This window comes from Roseibium sp. TrichSKD4 (genome assembly GCF_000148725.1).
Classification (GTDB): domain Bacteria; phylum Pseudomonadota; class Alphaproteobacteria; order Rhizobiales; family Stappiaceae; genus Roseibium.
The window spans coordinates 259,507-279,108 of the sequence record NZ_GL476304.1 but is presented as its reverse complement, the minus strand read 5'-3'; the positions used below and the strand labels follow the sequence as shown (position 1 = coordinate 279,108).

Annotated in this window: 19 protein-coding genes; 6 read left to right on the top strand and 13 right to left on the bottom strand. The window is 53.7% G+C overall.

Annotated features, from left to right (window positions below; all coding sequences use genetic code 11):
* Window positions 1-8 precede the first annotated feature (8 nt).
* The 4 genes from TRICHSKD4_RS04250 to TRICHSKD4_RS04235 form a co-directional block, all read right to left on the bottom strand.
* A complete protein-coding gene (locus TRICHSKD4_RS04250; protein WP_040616155.1) occupies window positions 9-725 on the bottom strand; it encodes an alanyl-tRNA editing protein in 717 nt (238 codons plus the stop codon).
* Between the two features lie 71 nt (window positions 726-796).
* Window positions 797-1,447: a LysE family translocator gene (locus tag TRICHSKD4_RS04245; protein ID WP_009466198.1), complete on the bottom strand. Its 651-nt coding sequence runs from the start codon at window positions 1,445-1,447 to the stop codon at window positions 797-799.
* A gap of 47 nt (window positions 1,448-1,494) precedes the next feature.
* Window positions 1,495-3,009 (bottom strand): cardiolipin synthase, encoded by a 1,515-nt coding sequence (cls, locus tag TRICHSKD4_RS04240; RefSeq protein WP_009466197.1) that lies wholly within the window; start codon window positions 3,007-3,009, stop codon window positions 1,495-1,497.
* Window positions 3,010-3,025: 16 nt separating this feature from the next.
* Window positions 3,026-4,060: a cysteine synthase A gene (locus TRICHSKD4_RS04235; protein ID WP_009466196.1), complete on the bottom strand. Its 1,035-nt coding sequence runs from the start codon at window positions 4,058-4,060 to the stop codon at window positions 3,026-3,028.
* Window positions 4,061-4,327: 267 nt separating this feature from the next.
* On the opposite strand from TRICHSKD4_RS04235, the gene TRICHSKD4_RS04230 reads away from it, so the two are divergent.
* Together TRICHSKD4_RS04230 and TRICHSKD4_RS04225 are read left to right on the top strand one after the other, a co-directional pair.
* Window positions 4,328-4,984, top strand: a complete 657-nt coding sequence (locus TRICHSKD4_RS04230) for a ChrR family anti-sigma-E factor (RefSeq protein WP_009466194.1) — start codon at window positions 4,328-4,330, stop codon at window positions 4,982-4,984.
* A 54-nt stretch (window positions 4,985-5,038) separates the two neighbouring features.
* Window positions 5,039-5,854 (top strand): SDR family NAD(P)-dependent oxidoreductase, encoded by an 816-nt coding sequence (locus tag TRICHSKD4_RS04225; RefSeq protein ID WP_009466193.1) that lies wholly within the window; start codon window positions 5,039-5,041, stop codon window positions 5,852-5,854.
* A 22-nt stretch (window positions 5,855-5,876) separates the two neighbouring features.
* Here the strand turns inward: TRICHSKD4_RS04225 and TRICHSKD4_RS04220 are convergent, their stop codons facing one another.
* From TRICHSKD4_RS04220 to TRICHSKD4_RS04190, 7 genes are all read right to left on the bottom strand, one after another.
* Window positions 5,877-7,127 (bottom strand): cyclopropane-fatty-acyl-phospholipid synthase family protein, encoded by a 1,251-nt coding sequence (locus tag TRICHSKD4_RS04220; protein WP_040616153.1) that lies wholly within the window; start codon window positions 7,125-7,127, stop codon window positions 5,877-5,879.
* Window positions 7,128-7,131: 4 nt separating this feature from the next.
* Window positions 7,132-7,977, bottom strand: a complete 846-nt coding sequence (locus tag TRICHSKD4_RS04215) for a DUF1365 domain-containing protein (protein ID WP_009466191.1) — start codon at window positions 7,975-7,977, stop codon at window positions 7,132-7,134.
* Window positions 7,974-9,269, bottom strand: a complete 1,296-nt coding sequence (locus tag TRICHSKD4_RS04210; RefSeq protein WP_009466190.1) for an NAD(P)/FAD-dependent oxidoreductase — start codon at window positions 9,267-9,269, stop codon at window positions 7,974-7,976. Before TRICHSKD4_RS04210 ends, TRICHSKD4_RS04215 begins: the two co-directional genes overlap by 4 nt.
* Before the next feature lie 216 nt (window positions 9,270-9,485).
* On the bottom strand, window positions 9,486-10,082 hold the full coding sequence (locus tag TRICHSKD4_RS04205) for a hypothetical protein (protein WP_009466188.1): 597 nt from the start codon (window positions 10,080-10,082) through the stop codon (window positions 9,486-9,488).
* A 419-nt stretch (window positions 10,083-10,501) separates the two neighbouring features.
* Window positions 10,502-12,016: a tripartite tricarboxylate transporter permease gene (locus TRICHSKD4_RS04200; protein WP_009466187.1), complete on the bottom strand. Its 1,515-nt coding sequence runs from the start codon at window positions 12,014-12,016 to the stop codon at window positions 10,502-10,504.
* Window position 12,017: 1 nt separating this feature from the next.
* Complete coding sequence (locus TRICHSKD4_RS04195; RefSeq protein ID WP_009466186.1) at window positions 12,018-12,512, bottom strand: tripartite tricarboxylate transporter TctB family protein; 495 nt, start codon at window positions 12,510-12,512, stop codon at window positions 12,018-12,020.
* Between the two features lie 86 nt (window positions 12,513-12,598).
* Window positions 12,599-13,582, bottom strand: a complete 984-nt coding sequence (locus tag TRICHSKD4_RS04190; RefSeq protein WP_009466185.1) for a tripartite tricarboxylate transporter substrate binding protein — start codon at window positions 13,580-13,582, stop codon at window positions 12,599-12,601.
* A gap of 97 nt (window positions 13,583-13,679) precedes the next feature.
* On the opposite strand from TRICHSKD4_RS04190, the gene TRICHSKD4_RS04185 reads away from it, so the two are divergent.
* The 4 genes from TRICHSKD4_RS04185 to TRICHSKD4_RS04170 are packed head-to-tail and all read left to right on the top strand — an operon-like array spanning window position 13,680 to window position 17,518.
* Window positions 13,680-14,342: a response regulator transcription factor gene (locus tag TRICHSKD4_RS04185; RefSeq protein WP_009466184.1), complete on the top strand. Its 663-nt coding sequence runs from the start codon at window positions 13,680-13,682 to the stop codon at window positions 14,340-14,342.
* Complete coding sequence (locus TRICHSKD4_RS04180; protein ID WP_009466183.1) at window positions 14,342-15,721, top strand: sensor histidine kinase; 1,380 nt, start codon at window positions 14,342-14,344, stop codon at window positions 15,719-15,721. Before TRICHSKD4_RS04185 ends, TRICHSKD4_RS04180 begins: the two co-directional genes overlap by 1 nt.
* Complete coding sequence (locus tag TRICHSKD4_RS04175) at window positions 15,691-16,710, top strand: ABC transporter substrate-binding protein (protein ID WP_009466182.1); 1,020 nt, start codon at window positions 15,691-15,693, stop codon at window positions 16,708-16,710. Before TRICHSKD4_RS04180 ends, TRICHSKD4_RS04175 begins: the two co-directional genes overlap by 31 nt.
* A gap of 31 nt (window positions 16,711-16,741) precedes the next feature.
* Window positions 16,742-17,518: an AAA family ATPase gene (locus TRICHSKD4_RS04170; RefSeq protein ID WP_009466181.1), complete on the top strand. Its 777-nt coding sequence runs from the start codon at window positions 16,742-16,744 to the stop codon at window positions 17,516-17,518.
* Here TRICHSKD4_RS04170 and TRICHSKD4_RS04165 read toward each other — a convergent pair.
* Window positions 17,515-18,336 (bottom strand): citryl-CoA lyase, encoded by an 822-nt coding sequence (locus TRICHSKD4_RS04165; protein WP_009466180.1) that lies wholly within the window; start codon window positions 18,334-18,336, stop codon window positions 17,515-17,517. The genes TRICHSKD4_RS04170 and TRICHSKD4_RS04165 overlap by 4 nt on opposite strands.
* A complete protein-coding gene (locus TRICHSKD4_RS04160) occupies window positions 18,333-19,526 on the bottom strand; it encodes a CaiB/BaiF CoA-transferase family protein (RefSeq protein ID WP_009466179.1) in 1,194 nt (397 codons plus the stop codon). Before TRICHSKD4_RS04160 ends, TRICHSKD4_RS04165 begins: the two co-directional genes overlap by 4 nt.
* Between the last annotated feature and the right edge of the window lie 76 nt (window positions 19,527-19,602).

The following is a 19,602-nucleotide window of genomic DNA, read 5'->3' as shown; positions in this document are numbered from 1 at the left end:
GTGTCTCCTCAATCGACGAGCCGGATACGGACGCGGCGGTTTTGCTTGCCCTTCTTCTCGCTCTTGCCAAGTTCCACTGTCCCGATCTCCGAGGTGCGTGTCACATGCGTGCCGCCACAAGGCTGAAGATCAACATCAGCGCCAATGCGGACCAGACGGACACGGCCAGAGCCTCGAGGTGGCTTGACCGACATTGTTTTGACGAGGTCCGGTTTGGCATCAAGTTCCTCGTCGGTGATCCATTCGGTCGTCACTTCATGGTCTCCAGCAACAAGGTCCGCCAATCTGGCTTTAATGTCTTCTTTGTCGAGTTGGGTATCGCCCATATCGAAATCAAGGCGGCCTTCACCTTCGCTGATCTGGCCGCCGGTCACAGGGAAGGGAAGCGCAACGGACAGAAGATGAAGCGCTGTATGCACGCGCATCATATGATAGCGCCGTTGCCAATCAAGATGGGCAACGACTTTGGCCCCAATCTCTGGCAACGGGCTGCCCTCTACCGGAACGTGGATGATCGTGGTTCGATCTGAATCATATACCGTTGCCGCGATGTCGAGACGTTCGCCGCCATCTAGTTCCAAGTACCCGGTATCTCCAGGTTGGCCGCCACCCGTGGCATAAAAAATTGTTCGATCAAGAATAAGTCCGCCGCGATCATTTATGTCGACCACCTCTGCATCACATGTGCGCAAATAGGCATCGTCGCGAAAAAGCGGATGTGTCATGGGCACCTCTTGGGATTCTGATTGGCATAATTGACCAGCTGAAGATCAATGCTGCAAGGGCGATTTACCGATCAGCGACCGCTTGCCTGAGTTGCCAGCAATTTGATCGCAAAAGTTCCCATCACGCCCGCGATCCCCCAATCAAAAACCCGCAAGATTCGAGGCGAGCGTTTGAGTGTTGTGACCAATTGTGAGGCACAGGCCACCATTGCAAAACAAATTGGCGTTGCCAGCAGAGTGAAATAGAGACCCAAAAACAAAAGCTTGGCCGCAGCGTTCGGATCAGCAGGATGAATGAACTGCGGCAAGAACGTCACAAAGAACAATACGATCTTTGGGTTCAACAGGTTGATGCAGACACCATGAAACCAGCTGCCCAATGCGGTCTCGCGCTCCGTTTCTCCAGTCTCAACAACCAGATTGGTTCCATGGCGAATGGATTGGTAAGCAAGCCAGACCAAATAGCCTGCGCCAAGCACCTTGAGAACAAAGAAGGCTGTCTCTGAAGTCGCCAACAAAATGGACACCCCAAGAGCGGCAAGAACCGAGTGAACCACGACACCTGTTGCAGCGCCCAGAACAGCAGCAAAGCCATTAGATCTGCCATGGGCGATGGTCTTGCCCAGAAACAGGGCCATGTCAGGCCCCGGTGCCAGAATCAGGACTAAGGAGGCAGCTGAGAATGTCAGCAGGACAGCGAGGGAAGGCAGAAAGTCAAACACAAGACACCCGGAATAAATCGAAAAAGACCCGGCACCCTTTCACGGATTTACAGAATTGGCGAGAGGAGATTTGCAGCTTGAGCCAACACACGGAATGCATAGCTCCGGTTGGCCAAATCATCGGTTCCGGTTTGGCGGGCATTGGAAAAATCTTCTTCCAGCATCGCGTGAACTTTGTCGATCATGCGGGAGTGGGTGAACCAGAGGGTTATCTCAAAATTGATCCGGAATGAGCGATTGTCGAAATTGACTGTGCCAACAGAACAGAGTTCGTTATCTACCAAGGTCACCTTCTGGTGAAGGAAGCCATCCCGATATCGATAGACTACCACACCGCGCCGAACCATCAGATCCGCGTGTGAATGGCTGGCAAGCCAGACGATCCGGTGATCTGCCTTTTCAGGCAGGAGTACGCGCACATCAACGCCGCGCATGGCCGCGGCAAAAAGAGCGGTTTGAACGTCCAGTGACGGGACGAAATACGGCGTTACGATCCAGAGCCGTTTACGCGCCCGCGCAGCCGCCTCGGCAAAGGCGATCGAGCATTCTTCCAGCTCATCAGCTGGGCCGGTTGGCATCACGAGGACAGGTTCGTCCCCCGGCCGCGGCAGCTCCTTGGCTTTCGGAAAAACCAGTTTCTGCCCACTCGCCCAAAGCCAATCTTCGGAAAAGGAAAGGGCACAGGCAAGGGCTGCCGGACCGGACACCTTCACATGCGTGTCGCGCCAATGACCGAAGCGCTTGGACTTCCCGACATACTGATCGGCAACATTATGTCCGCCCACCCATGCGTGAACAAAGTCGGTCACCACGATCTTGCGGTGATTGCGATAGTTGAGACGCATTGGGCCCAACAAGCGAAGATACCGATGGTGTTCATTGAACCCGCAGGTATGAATTCCAGCGGCTCTGAGACGGTTGATATAGCGGTTGGACAGCGTTCGGCTGCCGATGTCGTCAAAGAGGAAATAGACAGGGACACCGTCTTTGGCCCGGTCTATCAGGGCGTCCGCCAGTTGATTTCCAAGCTCATCATCGCGGACGGTAAAAAACTGCACCAGAATGCTCTGTTGTGCAGCGGCGATGCCTTCAAAAATGGAGGTGAAGGTCGCATCACCATCAATCAGCAGGTCAGCATTGTTGCCCGATAAAAACGGCAGGTTCGCAATGCGTGCCAGGACTTGCCAATCCCGGGTCTCATGCCGGTCGACCAACTGCATGTCTTCAGCGCGTTTGCTTCGCTGCAAGCGGCCCAACCGGTGCTGGATATGCTTGTAGTCTGAAAATGACCGCCACCCGAAAATGAAATAGAGGGGCACCGTGACATAGGGAATGAAAAACAGCGACAAGAGCCAGGCAATCGTGCCCTGCGACGTTCGGCTGTTCATGATTTCCCGGACCGCGCAGATAAACGCAAGAACGTAGATGACCAGCAACAGGCCGGCCAAAAGGCCGAGATTGTTGGCAATCATGTCCAGAAAGTTTGCGTCTTCAACCAACGTCCGAAACAGCAGACTTCTACCCGTAAGGTCTTCCGGTGTGGACGTCGGTTGGACGGTCATTGGGAGAAGGCCTTACTCAGACAATTGGAGCCTCGAGCGCAGTCTTTTGCTCGAGCCAAGCTGGGACCGGCAGGTTTTTCGAGCGCAGGAATTCCGGATTGTATAGTTTGGACTGGTAGCGCGTTCCATGGTCACAGAGGATCGTCACAATGGTGTGGCCGCGGCCGAGCTCTTGCGCAAGACGCCGAGCACCGGCGATGTTGATGGCAGACGAACCACCCAGCAGAAGACCTTCTTTTTCGGCCAAATCGAACACGAGTGGAAGAGCCTCATCGTCCGAGATCGACCATGCATGATCAACCTTGGCAGCCTCAACAATCGGTGTGGAGCGGCCAAGTCCGACACCTTCGGAGACGGATCCGCCCTCGCTGGCCTTGGCTTCGCCGGTCGAGAACAGGCTCGCCATCGCTGCACCCAAGGGGTCAGCGCAGCCGATGGCGACATCGGGCTTCTTGTCTTTGAGGTAGGAAGAAACGCCAGACAGGGTGCCGCCGGTGCCGACGGCACAAATAAAGCCGTCTACTTTTCCGCCGGTCTGCTCGAAGATCTCCGGACCTGTGGTCTCAAAATGGGCTTTGCGGTTGTCCATGTTGTTCCATTGATCGGCGAAAAGAACACCGTTGGGCTCACTCGCTGCCAGCTCTTCCGCCAACCGGCGCGCAACATGCTGATAGTTATTGGGGTTTTTGAAGGGCAGGGCCGGGACCTCCAAAAGTTCAGCACCGCATAGGCGCAGCATGTCCTTCTTTTCCTGGCTTTGTGTTTCCGGAATCACGATCACTGTTCGATAACCGCGAGCACTTGCAACAAGTGCAAGGCCAATGCCGGTGTTGCCAGCCGTTCCTTCCACGATAACGCCGCCCGGCTTCAGGTCACCGCGGTTTTCCGCCTCCAAAATCATGTGGCGGGCCGCGCGATCCTTGACGGACTGGCCCGGATTCATGAACTCAGCCTTACCATAAATGTCACAGCCTGTTTCATCTGACAGGGCGTTGAGCCGTATAAGTGGCGTGTTTCCAATTGCGTCGATGACAGAAGCGTGGAGGGGCATGAAGCAGGTCCCATTTGAAGATTTGATTTTGCGGCGACGCTAATCGCCCTTTCCCGAAGGATCAAGCAGAACTGCCTTGTATATGCGCTTGTCCATTGAAAGTGATCTTTTGCTTGTTCCGCTGCGGCTATGGATTGTCTGGCAAAACAAACTAGAATAAAAGTCGAGGCGGTTTGATCTGATCAAGTGATCTTCGCGTAAGCCTTGCGAATGCTGCCTGAACATCGCTTGAGGGAGATTGGCCGGTTGGCTGGAATGAGTGTAGACATGGAACGAAATGTAACCGGGATGGATGAGTTGCTGGCTGGCTATGCTGCTGGAACACTCGCATCTCCCACGCATGCTTTGGTGGGCGCTCATCTGGAATTATCCGGCGCCAATCGTGGTTTTGTTACGTCGTTGGAAACATTGGCTGGTCAGGTGCTTGAAGAAACTGCACCGGTGTCCTTGTCCAACCGAGACGCTGCACTTGAAGCAATTTTTTCTTCAGCGCCGAGCGATCCTATTTCGGTCCAAACTGCGAATGCAGCCAATGACGATGTGGATTTGCCTCAGAGCCTGAAGAGCATTGTAGATGGGCCTTTGGAGTCGCTTCCATGGAAAACGCTTTTGCCGGGCGTTCGCGAAGTGAAGTTTGGCGAGATCGATGGCTGCAATGTGAACCTGCTCTGGGTGCGCCGGGGGCGTGCCATGCCGTCACACACGCATGATGGCACCGAATTGACCCTCGTCCTTAAAGGCGGGTTCAAGGATGCGGACGGGCATTACGTGCGCGGTGATATTGCCTTTGCCGATCACGACGTGGATCACAGCCCGGTTGCCGATGATGATGGTGAAGACTGCATCTGTTTTGCGGTAACAGAAGGTCGCTTGCATTTGACCGGCCTCGTTGGCCGGTTCCTCAATCCGTTTGTTCGTAATTAAAGCAATCTGATCCCCTCCGGTCGTTCGTATAAGAACCAAAAACCGGAGGATATCTTGTCATTACATCAATATGTTGCTCGATCTGCTGATGGCTGTGCCTGGATAACAGGTGCAAGCTCGGGGATTGGCCGTGCCTTGGCGCTTAAGCTTGCGCAGGATGGCTGGTGCGTTGCAGTGACAGCTCGTTCAGAAAATGCACTGCAGGAAATGGTTACTGAGGCGTCGGATTTTCGCGGCTCAATCGTTGCTTTCCCCGCAGATGTGACTGACGCTCAGAAAATGCAATCGATCGTCACATCCATTGAAGAAGACGTCGGGCCGATTGCGCTCCTGATAGCCAATGCGGGTGTCTATCTGCCGCAAGATGGACTGAACGGCCGTGTGGAGGAATGGAACCGCACGATTGATGTCAATCTGAAGGGTACGGTCAACGCCTTGTTGCCAGTCATTGATTGCATGAAGCAGCGGCACAAGGGGCAGATTGGTGTTGTCGCATCTGTCGCAGGATATCGGGGTCTTCCAACGTCTGCAGCCTATGGCGCAACAAAGGCGGGGCTGATCAATATGGCCGAGGCCTTGAAGTTCGACCTTGATCTGGCTGGTATCCGAATTCAGATCATCAATCCAGGTTTTGTGGATACGCCTGCGACGAAGTCCAATCCGTTTCCAATGCCCTATTTGATGAGCGCAGATGAGGCTGTCGGCGAAATCATCAAGGGGTTGAAAGATCCCAAGGCTTTTGAAATTGCGTTTCCCAAACCGTTCGTTCGCCAGCTCAAGTTCCTGAAAGCGTTGCCTTACAGTCTGTATTTTAAAGCCGTTTCAAAAAGCACCGGTTGGAGCAAAAAGACAAAAAAAACCGGCCCTTGAGCCGGTTTTTTGATTCAGACTATCAAGCTTTTACATAGACCAATTGGCGGACATCTATGTTTTCAGAGCGGAACCCGGCTTCACAATAGTGAAGGTAAAACTCCCACAGCCGCTTGAAGCGATCATCAAAACCAAGTGGCTTGATCCGTGGCCAAGCGTCATGGAAGCGTTCGCGCCATTCTGCCAGCGTGCGCGCATAATCCTGCCCGAAAATGCGTTCTGCCTTAAGATGCAGGCCCAAATGAGCGCCCATATTCGCGAGCTTTGTCGGCGGAGGCAGCATGCCGCCCGGGAAAATGTGACGCTGAATGAAGTCTGTCCCACTGCGATAATCGTCAAACATCCGATCCTGAATGGTGATGATCTGAAGACCAGCGCGACCACCGGGGTTCAAACAGGAAGACAGCTTTTCAAAGTATGTCGGCCAATATTTTTCACCCACCGCTTCGAACATCTCAATGGATGCGATCCGGTCGTATTTTCCGGTTTCATCGCGATAGTCCTGAAAACACACATCAACCTTCTCGTTAAGGCCAGCCTTGAAAGTCCGCTCGCGTGCGAAATCATACTGCTCTTGAGAGATGGTCAGCGCCTTTACCTTGGCTCCAACTTCCTTTCCGATGAACTCTGCAAAGCCACCCCAACCGCAGCCAATCTCCAGAACCGTATGGTCTGGTTGAATATCAGCTCCTTTGACAAGCGAAGCGTATTTGGCGTTTTGGGCGCTTTCCAGAGACTGTGTTCCATCCTCATAAAGGGCGGAGGAGTAGGTCATCGTCTTATCCAGCCACTCCTTATAAAAGGAATTGCCAAGATCATAATGAGCTGAAATGTTGCGTTTTGAACCGCGTTTGGTGTTTGCATTCAGCCAATGTCGCAAGGACAAAAGGAGCCGCATGACCGGGCGTCCCTTCAGCGCTTCAACAGTCGCATCCCGGTTGATGCAAAAGAGTTCCAGAAACGTCGTGATGTCGGGTGAGGACCAATATCCCGCCATATAGGCTTCACCGACGCCAACATCGCCGGATTGAACGACCATGCGGGCAAATCGCATATCATCGATGTTTAGATGGGCATCCGGTCCGGGCTCCGCGCCGCGGATTTGATAAGTGCGGCCATTGGGCAGGCAGACGACCAACGATCCATATTTCAGCGACAGCAGCAAGTTGAAGCCCATGCGGGCAACTCGTGGCAGACTGGCCAGTTCATGGCGCGCATTGTCTGGTCGTAGCCACACAGGTGAAAGTGTCTCAAAACTATCAATAACGCTCATTGGATTACCCGGTCATCATTTGACTGTTTGTTGCTTTCCTTGCAGCAGGGCTGCTGGCAGCAATCTGGTTTCGCGAGTGGAATTTCAGGCGCTTGCGCCACAGCTTGAACGCCTCACAGTGAATGGCTGCCATGACCTTCATGGTCATAAGCGGCACTTTGAAGAAGAGGCGTAGGAGATTAGAGGATGTGAACGTCAGGCGTTCACCGGAAAACGTTGCTGATAACAGCGGACCATCTGCGTCGGTCTCAAGGATACGGACGCGGACACCATCCCTCGGCGGAACCATGCGGAAATGGTAGGTCTGCTCCATGTCGATGAAAGGCGACACATAAAAGTCCTTTGACTGTGTCTGCCGAATACTGGCCTCACTCAGCTCTGCATCCGTAACCGGGCAAACGTAAGTATGAAGGTCACCAAACGTGTTGCGCACCTCATAAACCAGAGCGGTCACGTCGCCGCGTCCATCATAGCAATAATAAACGCTCAATGGATTGAACACATAGCCAAGGATACGTGGGTAGGCGAGGATCATCACCTTTTCAGGACGTTCGACACCTTTTGCATCAAGCAGTTTATCAATGTGCTCGCGCAGGGAAGAGCCATCCCGCGGCCCATGGTCCTTTTCGTTGAACGAAATGAGATTAAACCGACCAACCGAGAAAAACTGACTGCGCCGGCCAATCTCGCGCAAGTGGTCAATATCCAGCAGTAAGTTGAACACATCGTAGGTGAACCGATGCGCTTTCGGTTTCATCCGTTGGTGCATGACTTTGCCGACATACAAACCGGCTTGTTCCGGGGCATCCGCCCCGTTGCCGTGTTGCTGTTCGGGGGTGACCTTACTCATTCGGCTGCTTCCAGAACCTGAGATTCGACAGGTGCTTCCCAAGGTGCGTCAGCCCCTAGGGCGCGCGCAACGCGCAGTCCGGATGAAATCCCGTCTTCATGGAAACCGCTTCCGGCCCACGCTCCACAGAACCAGATGTTGTTCGTACCTTGCAGTTTTTCCAGCTGCTTGCGGGCGGAAAGGGCCGCAGCATCAAATTGCGGGTGGTCATATGTAAACTGCGCGAAAGTCTTGTTATCGGCCGGAGCTTCAGAGGGGTTCAGCGTCACAAACAAGGGTTTGGATGGATCGATGTTTTGCAGGCGGTTCATCCAGTAGCTGACGGTCACATCAGATGTAGCTCCGGCTTTGGTATCTGCCATGAAATTCCACGACGACCAGACACGCTCGCGTTTTGGCATCAACCGTGTATCGCGGTGCAGATAAACCGTGTTGGGGCGATAGCGCATTCTGGAGAGGAGCGAGCGTTCCTCCTCGCTCGGATCTTCCAGCATCGCCAAGCTTTGATCTGTGTGACTGGCGAGGATGACATGGTCGAACGTGTCGCTGTGTCCGGCCGCATCCTTGATATGGACCAGACCATTTTCGCGCCGAATACCGACCACTTCGGCCCCGAGACGGAGTTTGTCCTGAAATGGAGCCAAAAGTTTGGACACGTAGTTGCGGCTGCCGCCTTTGATCGTACGCCAGGTTGGGCGGTCAAAATGGATCAGGCGGTGGTTTTCAAAAAACGATATGAAGCTCTCGGCTGGGTAGTCTTTCATCTCCGCTATAGGGGTCGACCAGATTGCTGCGCCCATTGGCAAAAGATATTGATTTGCGAAGGTATCGGAAAAACCATTTGCGTCCAGATAATCGCCCAGTGACATAGCGCCAAGTTGGTTGTTGGCGAGATCATCGGCAGCTATTTTGTTAAAGCGCAGGATCTCCCGCAACATGGACAAGAAGCGCGGCGAGATGAGGTTGCTACGCTGTGCAAAGATCGTGTTGAGCGAACTGCCTGCCCACTCGACCCGGCCATTGTCTGCCGAAAAGCCAAAGCTCATGTCACTGGCTTCTGTAGCCACGTCGAGATGGTTCAAAAGCGCCGTAAAGTTGGGATAGTTGAGTTCGTTGTAGACGATGAAACCGGTGTCGACACTGATCGAGACACCATCATACTCAATGTCGACTGTTGCACTGTGGCCGCCGGGTCGGTCTCGTTTTTCATAGATTGCAACGTCGTGCTGGGCGCTCAAGGCTCGTGCTGCAATGTTGCCGGAAATCCCGGCGCCAATGACGGCGATCCGCATGGCATGTCCTTATTATTTTAAATTCATCTTGCAGCTTGGGCCGAAAACACCGTGCAGTGTCAAAGCCATGAGCCAATTACAAAACAGATACGCTGCAACTGTTAAACCGGATCATGCAAAAAGTTGCATGTAATCTGGAGGGTGAGGGGAAGACAAAAATGGCCCGCCAATGGTCAGGCCACTTTTTGATAATCGTCCTGATGCAACTGCGCGGTATCAGGCTTGTGTCGGTTCAAACATCCAGTTCCAGGCGACTTGGACACGGTCGGCTGCCGAGGAAAAGAATCCGATAAAACTCGCCCAAAGGCTCTCGCCGAACCGAGCTGCTTCTAGCAAAAGCGAGCCGTCTTCTGCCTCAGACGGCGTTTCAACAAATTCAACCGATGTACCGGTGTCGGCAACTTGAACCACCTGACGGCTTATAAAAGCTGCCTGATCGGCCGGAACGCGATCTGTCTGAAGTTTGACAATTGACGTCTTGGAGATATTGGATCGCACGACAATTGCGCGGCCATCTGGAAGGAGGTGCGTTTCATTCGACCTGACTTCCGCATCATAAATGACCTCGCCATAGGCGTCGATCAGCTCCACCCAAAGAACATTGCGCCCGTTGAGCTCTATTTCACCAACCCAGATCGACATGTCCTCGTCAAGTGGACCTTTTCCGGTGTCCGGGGCGGCTGCCACTGTCACCGACAGATCGTCATGCGGCAGGGCAATGGTTTCCTGAGATGTTTGATACGCGGCAGCTGGCACTGTCATAAACAGCGCGGCTGCCAATGCTAGTCCTGTGGCTTTCATATTCTGGTGCATTTCACGCCTCCCGAGGCCAATACAACCATTGTGTTCCATGGTTAAGGTGCTCAGGAATTAGCTCTTTTTGGCTAATTTCCAGTCAGCAACTGCGCCATGATCTTGCCATTATTGCACCACATTTCGTGCGATGAGTGTATTAAAACGGACAAATCCACCTTAAAATGTGGTGCTAGTGTTAATGATTTGGGCGTTCTTGGAAAAAATAAAAGAACCTCAATAGGTTAATCACGCGAAATTCATTGCGATGGAAAATCGCGTTACAAACAAACTTTACGGAAAGTGCGTTGACGCGCACTGCGTCCCCAGTGTTTGGGGTCACAGAAGCCTGTTTCCCTTGAAGATGAAATAGCCGATGTGAGGGATATGGACAAACCTCACATCGGCTATTGGCGTTGGATAAATTCAGGACAGCGGGATCAATCGCCGTCTGCTGTGCCTTCTGCGCGCAGCCGCGCACGGCGGGCGCGGTAGCTTGGAAGAACAACCAGAATGGCAGCGAGAACCAAAAGTCCCATTGTCATTGGCCGCTCTAAGACAAAGCTGAACCCGTCATAAAGCTGCATGGAGCGTGCGAAGTTATCTTCCAGCATCCGGCCCAGAATGAAGCCGATGAGCAGAGGGGCAAGCGGATAGTCCGCAAACCTGAGAATAGTCGCACAAACTCCGAACCCGACAAGGATCAACAGTTCGGTCGCATTGTTCTGCCCGATATAGGCTCCCATCAAGGTGAAGAACAAAATGAAGGGGATCAGATAGTTCCGTGGGACCGCAAGAACCTTGGCGATATACGGGATAAGCGGCAGGTTCAGGATCAGAAGGATCACATTGCCGATATACATGGAGATGATCACCGCCCAGAAGATCTGAGGATCATCGACCATGAGGCGAGGGCCGGGGGTCACATTCAGGGCAATCAGGGCACCAAGAAGGATCGCTGTTGTGCCGGAACCCGGAATGCCAAGCGTGAGCAGCGGAACAAATGAGCCAGTACAGGCGGCATTGTTGGCAGCTTCCGGTGCAGCCAGTCCTTTGACGGAGCCTTTGCCGAACTTGTCCTGTTCTTCCTTGCTCGCAATATTGCGTTCAACCGCATAGCCGAGAAAACTCGCAATTGTTGCTCCGGCACCCGGCAGAACACCAACCAGAAAGCCCTGAATGGATTGACGCCCTATGACCGGAGCAATCGACTTGGCTTCTTCCTTGGTTATGCGCAGGTCCTTGATCTCGTTGCTCGAACCGGTCTTGGAACGATTGGGATCCAGAATAAGGAAAATAGCTTCCGGAAGCGCGAACATAGCCATTGCAAGTGTAATGAAGCCAAAGCCGGACTGAAGATCCATCACGCCCATGGTGAAGCGGGGCATGTTGAAGAGCGCGCCTTCGCCAACCGTTGCCATGATCAAGCCAAGCAGCGTCATCAACATGGCTTTGCCGACTTGTCCGGTTCCGGCAAATGCGGCAATGGCCGAAAGCCCAACCACCATCAACGCGAAGTACTCAGCTGAATGGAACAGCAGGGCGACCGATGCCAACATCGGCGCGAAAATCATCAGCAGGATTGCGCCAACCGTACCTCCAACAAAGCTGGAGATGGCAGCAACAGTGAGAGCCTTACCTGCCTTGCCCTGACGGGTGAGGGGATAACCGTCGAATGATGTTGCAACGGTAGAGGCAACCCCCGGTGCATTGATCAGGATGGAAGATGTAGAGCCACCGAAAATGGCACCATAATAAACGCCTGCCAGCAGAATAAGGGCAGCGGATGGATCGCCAATTGTGATCGCGACAGGGATCATGATGGCGATAATTGACATTGGCCCAAGGCCCGGCAGCATTCCAATGAATGTGCCGATCAGACAGCCACCAATCACCATCAGGATATTTGTTACGGAAAGCGCGCTTCCCACGCCGATCAGAATACCTTCAAGCATGTTACGCGCCTCCGATCATGAAGAACGGCCATGGCCGCAGGAAAATGCCGAGTACTTCTTGCACCAGATACCAGATGCTACCTGCAGCCACCAAACCAACCGGGATCAGGATGTGCATTTTGCGTTCGCCCAAAATGGCGGCGCCTGCCACGAGAAACACGGTGGTCGAAATCAGGAACCCGGCGGGACGCAAAAACAGCGCATACGCCACCATCAATCCGAGCAGCATCAAAGCTTGGCCCAGCTTGTAGTCGGTCAAACGGCGATAGTTGATTTCCGGTGCCTTTTCCTCGCCATTCCCTTTTTCAAGACCCAGTAGAACGATGAGCGAGGTAATGATTGCGAGAACCGAGAGGACCTTCGGGAAGGTCGAGGGCCACATGGGATTGCGCTGCATAAAGGGCGGCAATCCGGCGTCCATGGTGAAAAAGGCTGTGTAGCCGTAAATGCTGCAGATGATCAAAATAATCAACGCGATCCATCGATCGAGCGCCATGATGCTCCCCCTGCGATTGATTATTGTTTTTGTGAGATAGCAGAACGCACCCGGAAAACCGGGCGCGCCTGAAAGGTCAGATCAGCTTAGAGGAAGCCCAGCTTCTTCATCAGATCGCCGATTTGCTTTTCCTGGTTTTCCAGAAACGCCTTGAAGTCATCGCCCGGGTTATGGATGTTGACCCAGCCATTGCGCGCACGCACTTCTTCCCACTCAGGGGTGTCGTACATTTTGGCAATCGCATCCTGATAGGCCGCAACTTTGGCGGCATCCAGACCAGGAGCTGCAAAGAACCCGCGCCAGTTGACGAACTCGGTATCGAGGCCTTGCTCTTTCATGGTCGGTGCGTCCGGATAAGCCGGAACGCGCTCGCCGGAAGTTACGCCGATGATCTTGACTTCGCCAGCGTTGGCAAGGTCAACAGCCTCAGAAAAACCGGTGGACAGGGCTGCAATTTCGCCGGACAGAAGGCCGGCCATGGCTTTGCCGCCTGCATCATACGGGATGTATTTGAACGCTGTTGGATCTTCGCCAGCAGCTTCCATGGCCATGGCTGCCACAAGGTGGTCCATGCCTCCAGGAACAGAGCCACCACCAATCGCGACCTTGGACGGGTCAGCCTTATAGGCTGCAACCAGATCGGACATGGAGTTGATAGGGCTGTCTTTGCCAACAACCACGGCTGCATAATCGCCGATGGTGCCTGCTACGAGCGTCAGGTCACGGAAAGATTGCGGAAACACGCCGGTCAAAGACCGGATCACGATTGGGGTGGAGTTCACCATCATCGTGTTGTCGAGGCTTTCAGCGTTTTCTATGAGGTAGGCAATTGCCTTACCGCCGCCGCCGCCAGACATGTTCTCATAAGAAGCTTGTCCAACGAGGCCGGATTTGGTCAATGCTTCGCCGGTACCACGTGCTGTACCATCCCAGCCACCACCGGCACCGCCGGGGATCAGGAAGTGAATTTCATCAACAACCTGATCGGCTGCAGATGCAAAATTCGGGTATGTGAAAGAAAGTGCTGCGGCTGCAGCGATGAACGTACGACGGCCTAGTTTCAAAGGCATGATGTTTTCCTCCCAATTGACAGGGGCGGTTGGAACCAACCAAGAATAGCGACCTTGATGGAAGAAGCTGACACAAACCTGACACGGACGCACAGAAATGCGTTTTTTACTGATTGAAGACAACGTCCAGCTGGCTAGTGCCATTGTAGAACGACTGAGTCTGGACGGGCATGTCGTGGATCTTGCGCCGTGTCTTGCAGATGCGCGTGCGCATTGTGCGACAGCGGAATATGATCTGATCCTCTTGGACATCATGTTACCGGATGGGGATGGCCGCACGTTTCTCGCCGACCACCGAGGGCGCGAAAACGCAACGCCGGTGATCGTCCTGACCGCCCGTTCTGAAGTTTCAGACAGAGTTGGTGTGCTCGATTTAGGCGCGGACGATTATATCGTAAAGCCATTTGACTTTTCGGAGTTTGAGGCCCGGTGCCGTGCCGTTTTACGCCGAAAGGGTGGCGCGTCTGGCAATCGGATTTCCCGTGGCGATCTGAAGTTCGATACACTTGCAGGAACATTGCAGGTCGCCGGGGAACAAATCCAACTGAGGAACCGGGAACTCCGCTTGTTTGAAATCTTCATCAACGCACCAGGACAGATATTTTCCAAATCCAAACTGGTCGACCGGCTGTTTTCCTATGATGAAGATGTGTCGGAAAACGCGATTGAAGTTTATGTCGGCAGGCTTCGCAAACACCTTTCTGCTTCTGCTGCGAACATCGTGACCGTCCGCGGTCTTGGCTACAAGCTGGAAGTCTGATGTCAGCTTACGTCCACATTCGCGGTTCAATCCATCGGCGGTTGATCACCCTGCTTTTGATCGGAGCGGCGTTCCTCGCGGTGCTGCTTTACTTCGTGGTCCAGTCTGTCGCCCGCCAGATCGCGCAGGAAAGTCACGACAACATCCTGATTGCCTCTGCCACATCGATCCTTGACAACGCCTCGGTGGTGGATGGCGAGATCATGATTGACGTCCCGTATTCAGCGTTCTCAATGTTGGGAAACGCCTCTGATGAACGCGTTTATTATGCAATCCGGCTGGGTCGTGAGTTTTTGTCCGGGTACGGCGATTTACCCGTCGCTGGCCTTGAAGAAGGATCTGCTCAGGTTTTTCAATCAACCCAGTTTCGCGGCGAGGACATTCGCCTTGCCACCTTGCAGCGCCCGATTTTTCTCGGCAGTGAGGCTGGAAAGCTGACCGTTTCTGTGGCCCAAACCATGGACGGACAGCGCAAGAAGCTGGCGGGCATCTCTCTGGTCTCCCTCCTGATCGGTGTGAGTTTCTTTCTCCTCACTGCGCTCTTGGCAACAATCGCAGCCAAAAGTGCGACCCGTCCTCTGCACAGATTAGCCGCCTCTGTGTCACGTCGAGGGCCAAGAGATTTGCGACCGGTCGAGGCTCCCGTGCCGTCGGAAATGGCGCCTTTGGTAACATCTCTCAATAGTTTCATGCTCCGACTGAAACACTCGCTGGCCGAATCGGAAGAGTTTATTGCTGAAGCCGCGCATCGGGTGCGCACCCCGTTGGCGGTGGTGAGGACACGTGCAGAAACAACCTTGCGACGGGTGGAGAAGCCGGAAAACCGTGAAACCGTGCGCGAAATGATCCGCGCGATTGATGAAAGTTCGCGCTCTGCGGGGCAGTTGCTTGATCATGCCATGGTGACCTTTCGGGCCGATCATCTTGAACAACAGCAAGTCGATCTGCCAGCGCTGGTGCTTGACCTGGTAGAGAGTTTACGCCCGATGTCGGAACTGCGGGATGTTGATCTGTCCGCTGCGAAGCTTGAGCCTGCGGTGGTCATCGGTGACGGCATTTTGATCCAGAATGCGCTGCGCAATGTCATTGATAATGCCATCAAGTACTCCGGTTCGGAGGGGCAGGTGGAGGTGAGCGTTCATACTGCCGAACAAACGGCTACTCTGACTGTCACGGACACTGGCCCGGGTTTTCCCGATGATCCGGACAACGCTTTGTTGAAGCGTTATGCACGGGGCGACAATGTCGCCGGAATTGTTGGCTCAGGATTGGGTCTCACCATCGTTGATGAAGTTGTGCGGGCGCATGACGGCACGCTCAACTACAATAACAAACCGGGAGGCGGAGCGTGCGTTACCTTATCCTTTCCCTGCTTGTAATTGTTGGGGTCCTTGGGCCGGTCAAGGCCTTTGAGATTGAAGAGCAGTCGCGCTTCGGGGCGGCGGAGACCGAGGATGTCCTGCGCGTGCTTTCTACGGCAGACCTTGCATTCATTCGCCCCATGCTCCTGCCGTTTCTCGCGGACAATCCAGCTATTGCCGTGGACTACACGGTGGCTTCGTCTTCGGAAGTGATGAAGGCAATTTTTGAAGAAGCGCAGTCCTACGATCTGGTTATTTCTAGCGCCATGGACCTTCAAACCAAATTGGCAAATGACGGGTTGGCGATCTCCTATTCCTCTCCTGCAACAGAAGCGTTGCCGGGGTGGGCCAATTGGGGAGACCTCGTGTTCGCTTTCACGCAGGAATCCGCTGCAATTGTGTTGTCGACCAAAGCCTTTGAAAACCTGCCTATTCCAAGAAGTCGGCAAGAACTCTTGTCCGTTCTCCGGCAAAACCCGGATGTATTTGAGGGGAGGGTCGGAACATATGATGTCCGCAAATCAGGCCTTGGATACCTGTTTGCCACGCAAGATGCCCGCACATCTGAAACCTATTGGCGGCTGTCGGAAGTGATGGGCTTGCTGGATGTTCAGCTTTATGCGTCATCGTCAACAATGATCAATGCGGTGGTCTCTGGCGAACTGGCCATCGCCTATAATGTGCTTGGCAGCTATGCCATGAACCGGACGGATCAGGAGGCCTTCACGCTTGTTTTGCCGAGCGATTTCATCACCGTCATGCTCCGGACGGCCCTTATACCAGTAACCGCCAAGCGAACCGATCTTGCAGGACTTTTTATTGATCACCTGATCGCACAAACCAATGCAGCCGGGCCATCCCTGTTGCAACTCGGTGGGTCAAATGGTCAGGTCGATGAAAACAGCCTGCGGCGGATACGTTTGGGGCCGGGTCTTTTGGTTTATCTCGACAAGTTCAAGCGCCGAAGCTTCGTCAGTGAATGGCAAAGCGCCATTTTGCAGGATTGAATAATAATTTGAAATATAGAGGATTTTTGTTTTGGGTAGCCGTAAGACAGGAAGCAGTTTATTTGCGCCATTTTTGAAGAAAGTATCTATCGATAAGAGGCTCTTGGCAAAACAATCCGGCTATCCCTTTGACCTGCCTTGGATCAAGGATCAGGAATTCGAACTAAATTTCACAACACCCGTGACCATTATTGTTGGCGAAAATGGGACTGGAAAATCCACGTTGATCGAAGCGATTGCGGGCTTTTGTGGATATGACGAATCTGGGGGTGGCAAAGGATACCGGCCCGTTGATCATTCTATAGCGCTTGACAAAAGCGGTGCCCGCTTGGGCGAAGTGATGCGCGCTGCTTGGTTGCCTAAAGTTACAAGTGGATGGTTTTTCAAAGCTGAATCTTTTTTCTCCGTCGCACGGTATTTGGACGAAGCAGCCCGAGAGCCATTGAGCGGGCCTCCACCAGATTATCTTTCCTGGAGCCATGGTGAAGGCTTCATCAGATTTTTCGAAGAGCGTCTGTCTCGTCGCGGAATCTACTTCATGGATGAACCGGAAAGTGCTCTATCGCCGCGTCGACAGATGGAGTTGCTGTCTATCCTTAACCGAATGAACGAAGCTGCTGACGCGCAACTGATCATGGCGACGCACTCGCCGATCTTGATGGCCTTACCGAATGCGACGTTGCTCGAAATGACCAGATTTGGATTGCAGGAAACCGATTTTCGCGAAACGACGCACTTTAAACTCTACCAGTCCTTTACCGCTGATCCCGAAGAATTTGTTGCGGAGGCTTTGAAGCTGGAGAGCTAGTTATTGTTTTCAATCGGATTGGGGCCAGTATAGGTCCACCGATAGGCAGGTGGTGTTGGGCCTTTGTTGCGACCGCCCTGGTTCATTTGTTCCCATGCATGAGACAGAATGCCGACGGACCGGGACAAGCAAAACAGTCCGCGAGCGAGGGGCGGTGCGAAGCCAAGTTCTGCGTAAATGACCGCTGTGGCCCCGTCGATATTCATTGGAACCGGTTTGCCTTTGCGTGCGTTCAAGACGGATTGAATGGCTCGTCCAATGTGAGCAAATTGACCGGTCACTTTTCCAGCTTGAGCCGCATCATCAACAAGCCCCAAAAGGCGCGGTGCACGTGGGTCTTCCGGCTTGTGAAACCGATGTCCAAAGCCCGGAATGAACTTGCCATACGTGCTTTGCCAGTGATCGAGTGCAGCGCTTGTTGCCGCTTCCACTTCTTCACCAGCATCAAGGCGCGCTGAAATCATGTGATAGAGTTCAACGGCTTGTTCACCTGCACCACCATGGACATCGTCCAGCATGTTGACGGCAGAGGCCATTGCGCCGTTTAGGCCAAGCCCGCAGGTGATAGCCATGCGGGCCGCAGCAATCGAAGGGGCCTGCGGGCCATGATCGACGGCTGCCACAAGAGCTGCTTCAAATAGCTGCGCTTCAGCCTCGCTTGGCAATCCGCCGCGCGTCATCAGCCAGATCATTTGCGTAAACGAGACGTTGCCAATCAGTTCCTCAATTGGCGTACCGCGCATCCGGATTTGCCCCGGAGCCATGTCGATGATGGACGTAGACCACCAGTCCGAAACATCTTTTTTCGTGCCGCTCATATTGCTCCGCCTTCTTTCAAAGCTGCGAGGTCTTTGGCGCTGACACCGAGGTCAGCCCAGATCTCGTCATTGTGTTCGCCCAATTGTGGTGGAGGAGAACCAACATTGGGTGCAGAGCCATCCACTTTGAACCCGGTCGTTGCCACATCAATGGCACGCCCAACTCCCGGCACATCTTCGAAATGGGCAAGAAAACCGCGATCGGCGACTTGCGGCATCGACAGTACTTCCGGAACACTCAACACCGCGCCGGAAGGAACGCCAATCCGGTTCAAATCCTTTGCCGATTCCCGTGCAGACCGTGATTTTAGGGCCGTTTCCAGATCTGCCTTGAGCTGCAGGCGGTTGGCCTTGCGATCCTCTCGGGTCTTGTACTCGGGGCGATCACGTAAGGTGGCCAGACCCAGATGGTCGGTCAAAAGCAACCATTGTTCATCTTTGTTGGCCTCAATGTTGATGAGACCTTCAGCCGTTTCGAAAGTGCCTGAGGGTGCGGAGGTCGGGTTTTCATTGCCGTTTGCAGATGGCTCCACTCCAGCGATCAGATGGTTGGATACCACCCATCCCATTGTCGCCAGAACTGATTCCGGCATGGACACATCAAGAAACGCGCCACGCGGACTTGCGTTGAGTTGAGCGGCGATTGCAAAGGCCGCCGTCATCCCGCCGACCGTGTCCGCAATCGGGTAGCCGACCCGCAAGGGCGCGCTCTCCTTGTTCCCGGTAATCGACATGACACCTGACGCGCCTTGAATGATCTGATCGTAAGCAGGGCGGTGCACCCAGGGGCCGTCCTGCCCGAAGCCCGAAATAGCGCAATATATCAGGTCAGGTTTGATCTGCTTCAGCGCCTCATATCCAACACCCAAGCGGTCCATGACTCCAGGGCGGAAATTCTCCACCAAGACATCAGCAGTCGCCACCAGCTTTTCAAAAAGGGCTTTGCCGTCCGGTTTTTTCAGATTGACCGTCACCGATTTCTTGCCAGCATTCTGTGCGAGAAAAGAGACGCCCATATTCTTCTTGTTAAGATCAGGATCCGCGCCAAGTTGACGGGCAAGATCCCCGCGCCCAACGGCTTCCACCTTGATCACCTCAGCCCCCATATGGACAAGCTGATGGCAGGCAAAGGGTCCTGCCAGCACATTGGTCAGATCAAGAACGCGAATTCCGGAAAGGGGTTTGGACATAGAGAAACCTCATTGGCTACCGAGGTGATCGCAAGCGCATCATACTTGCGCATCGTCGGAAACCTGACGTCGCTCA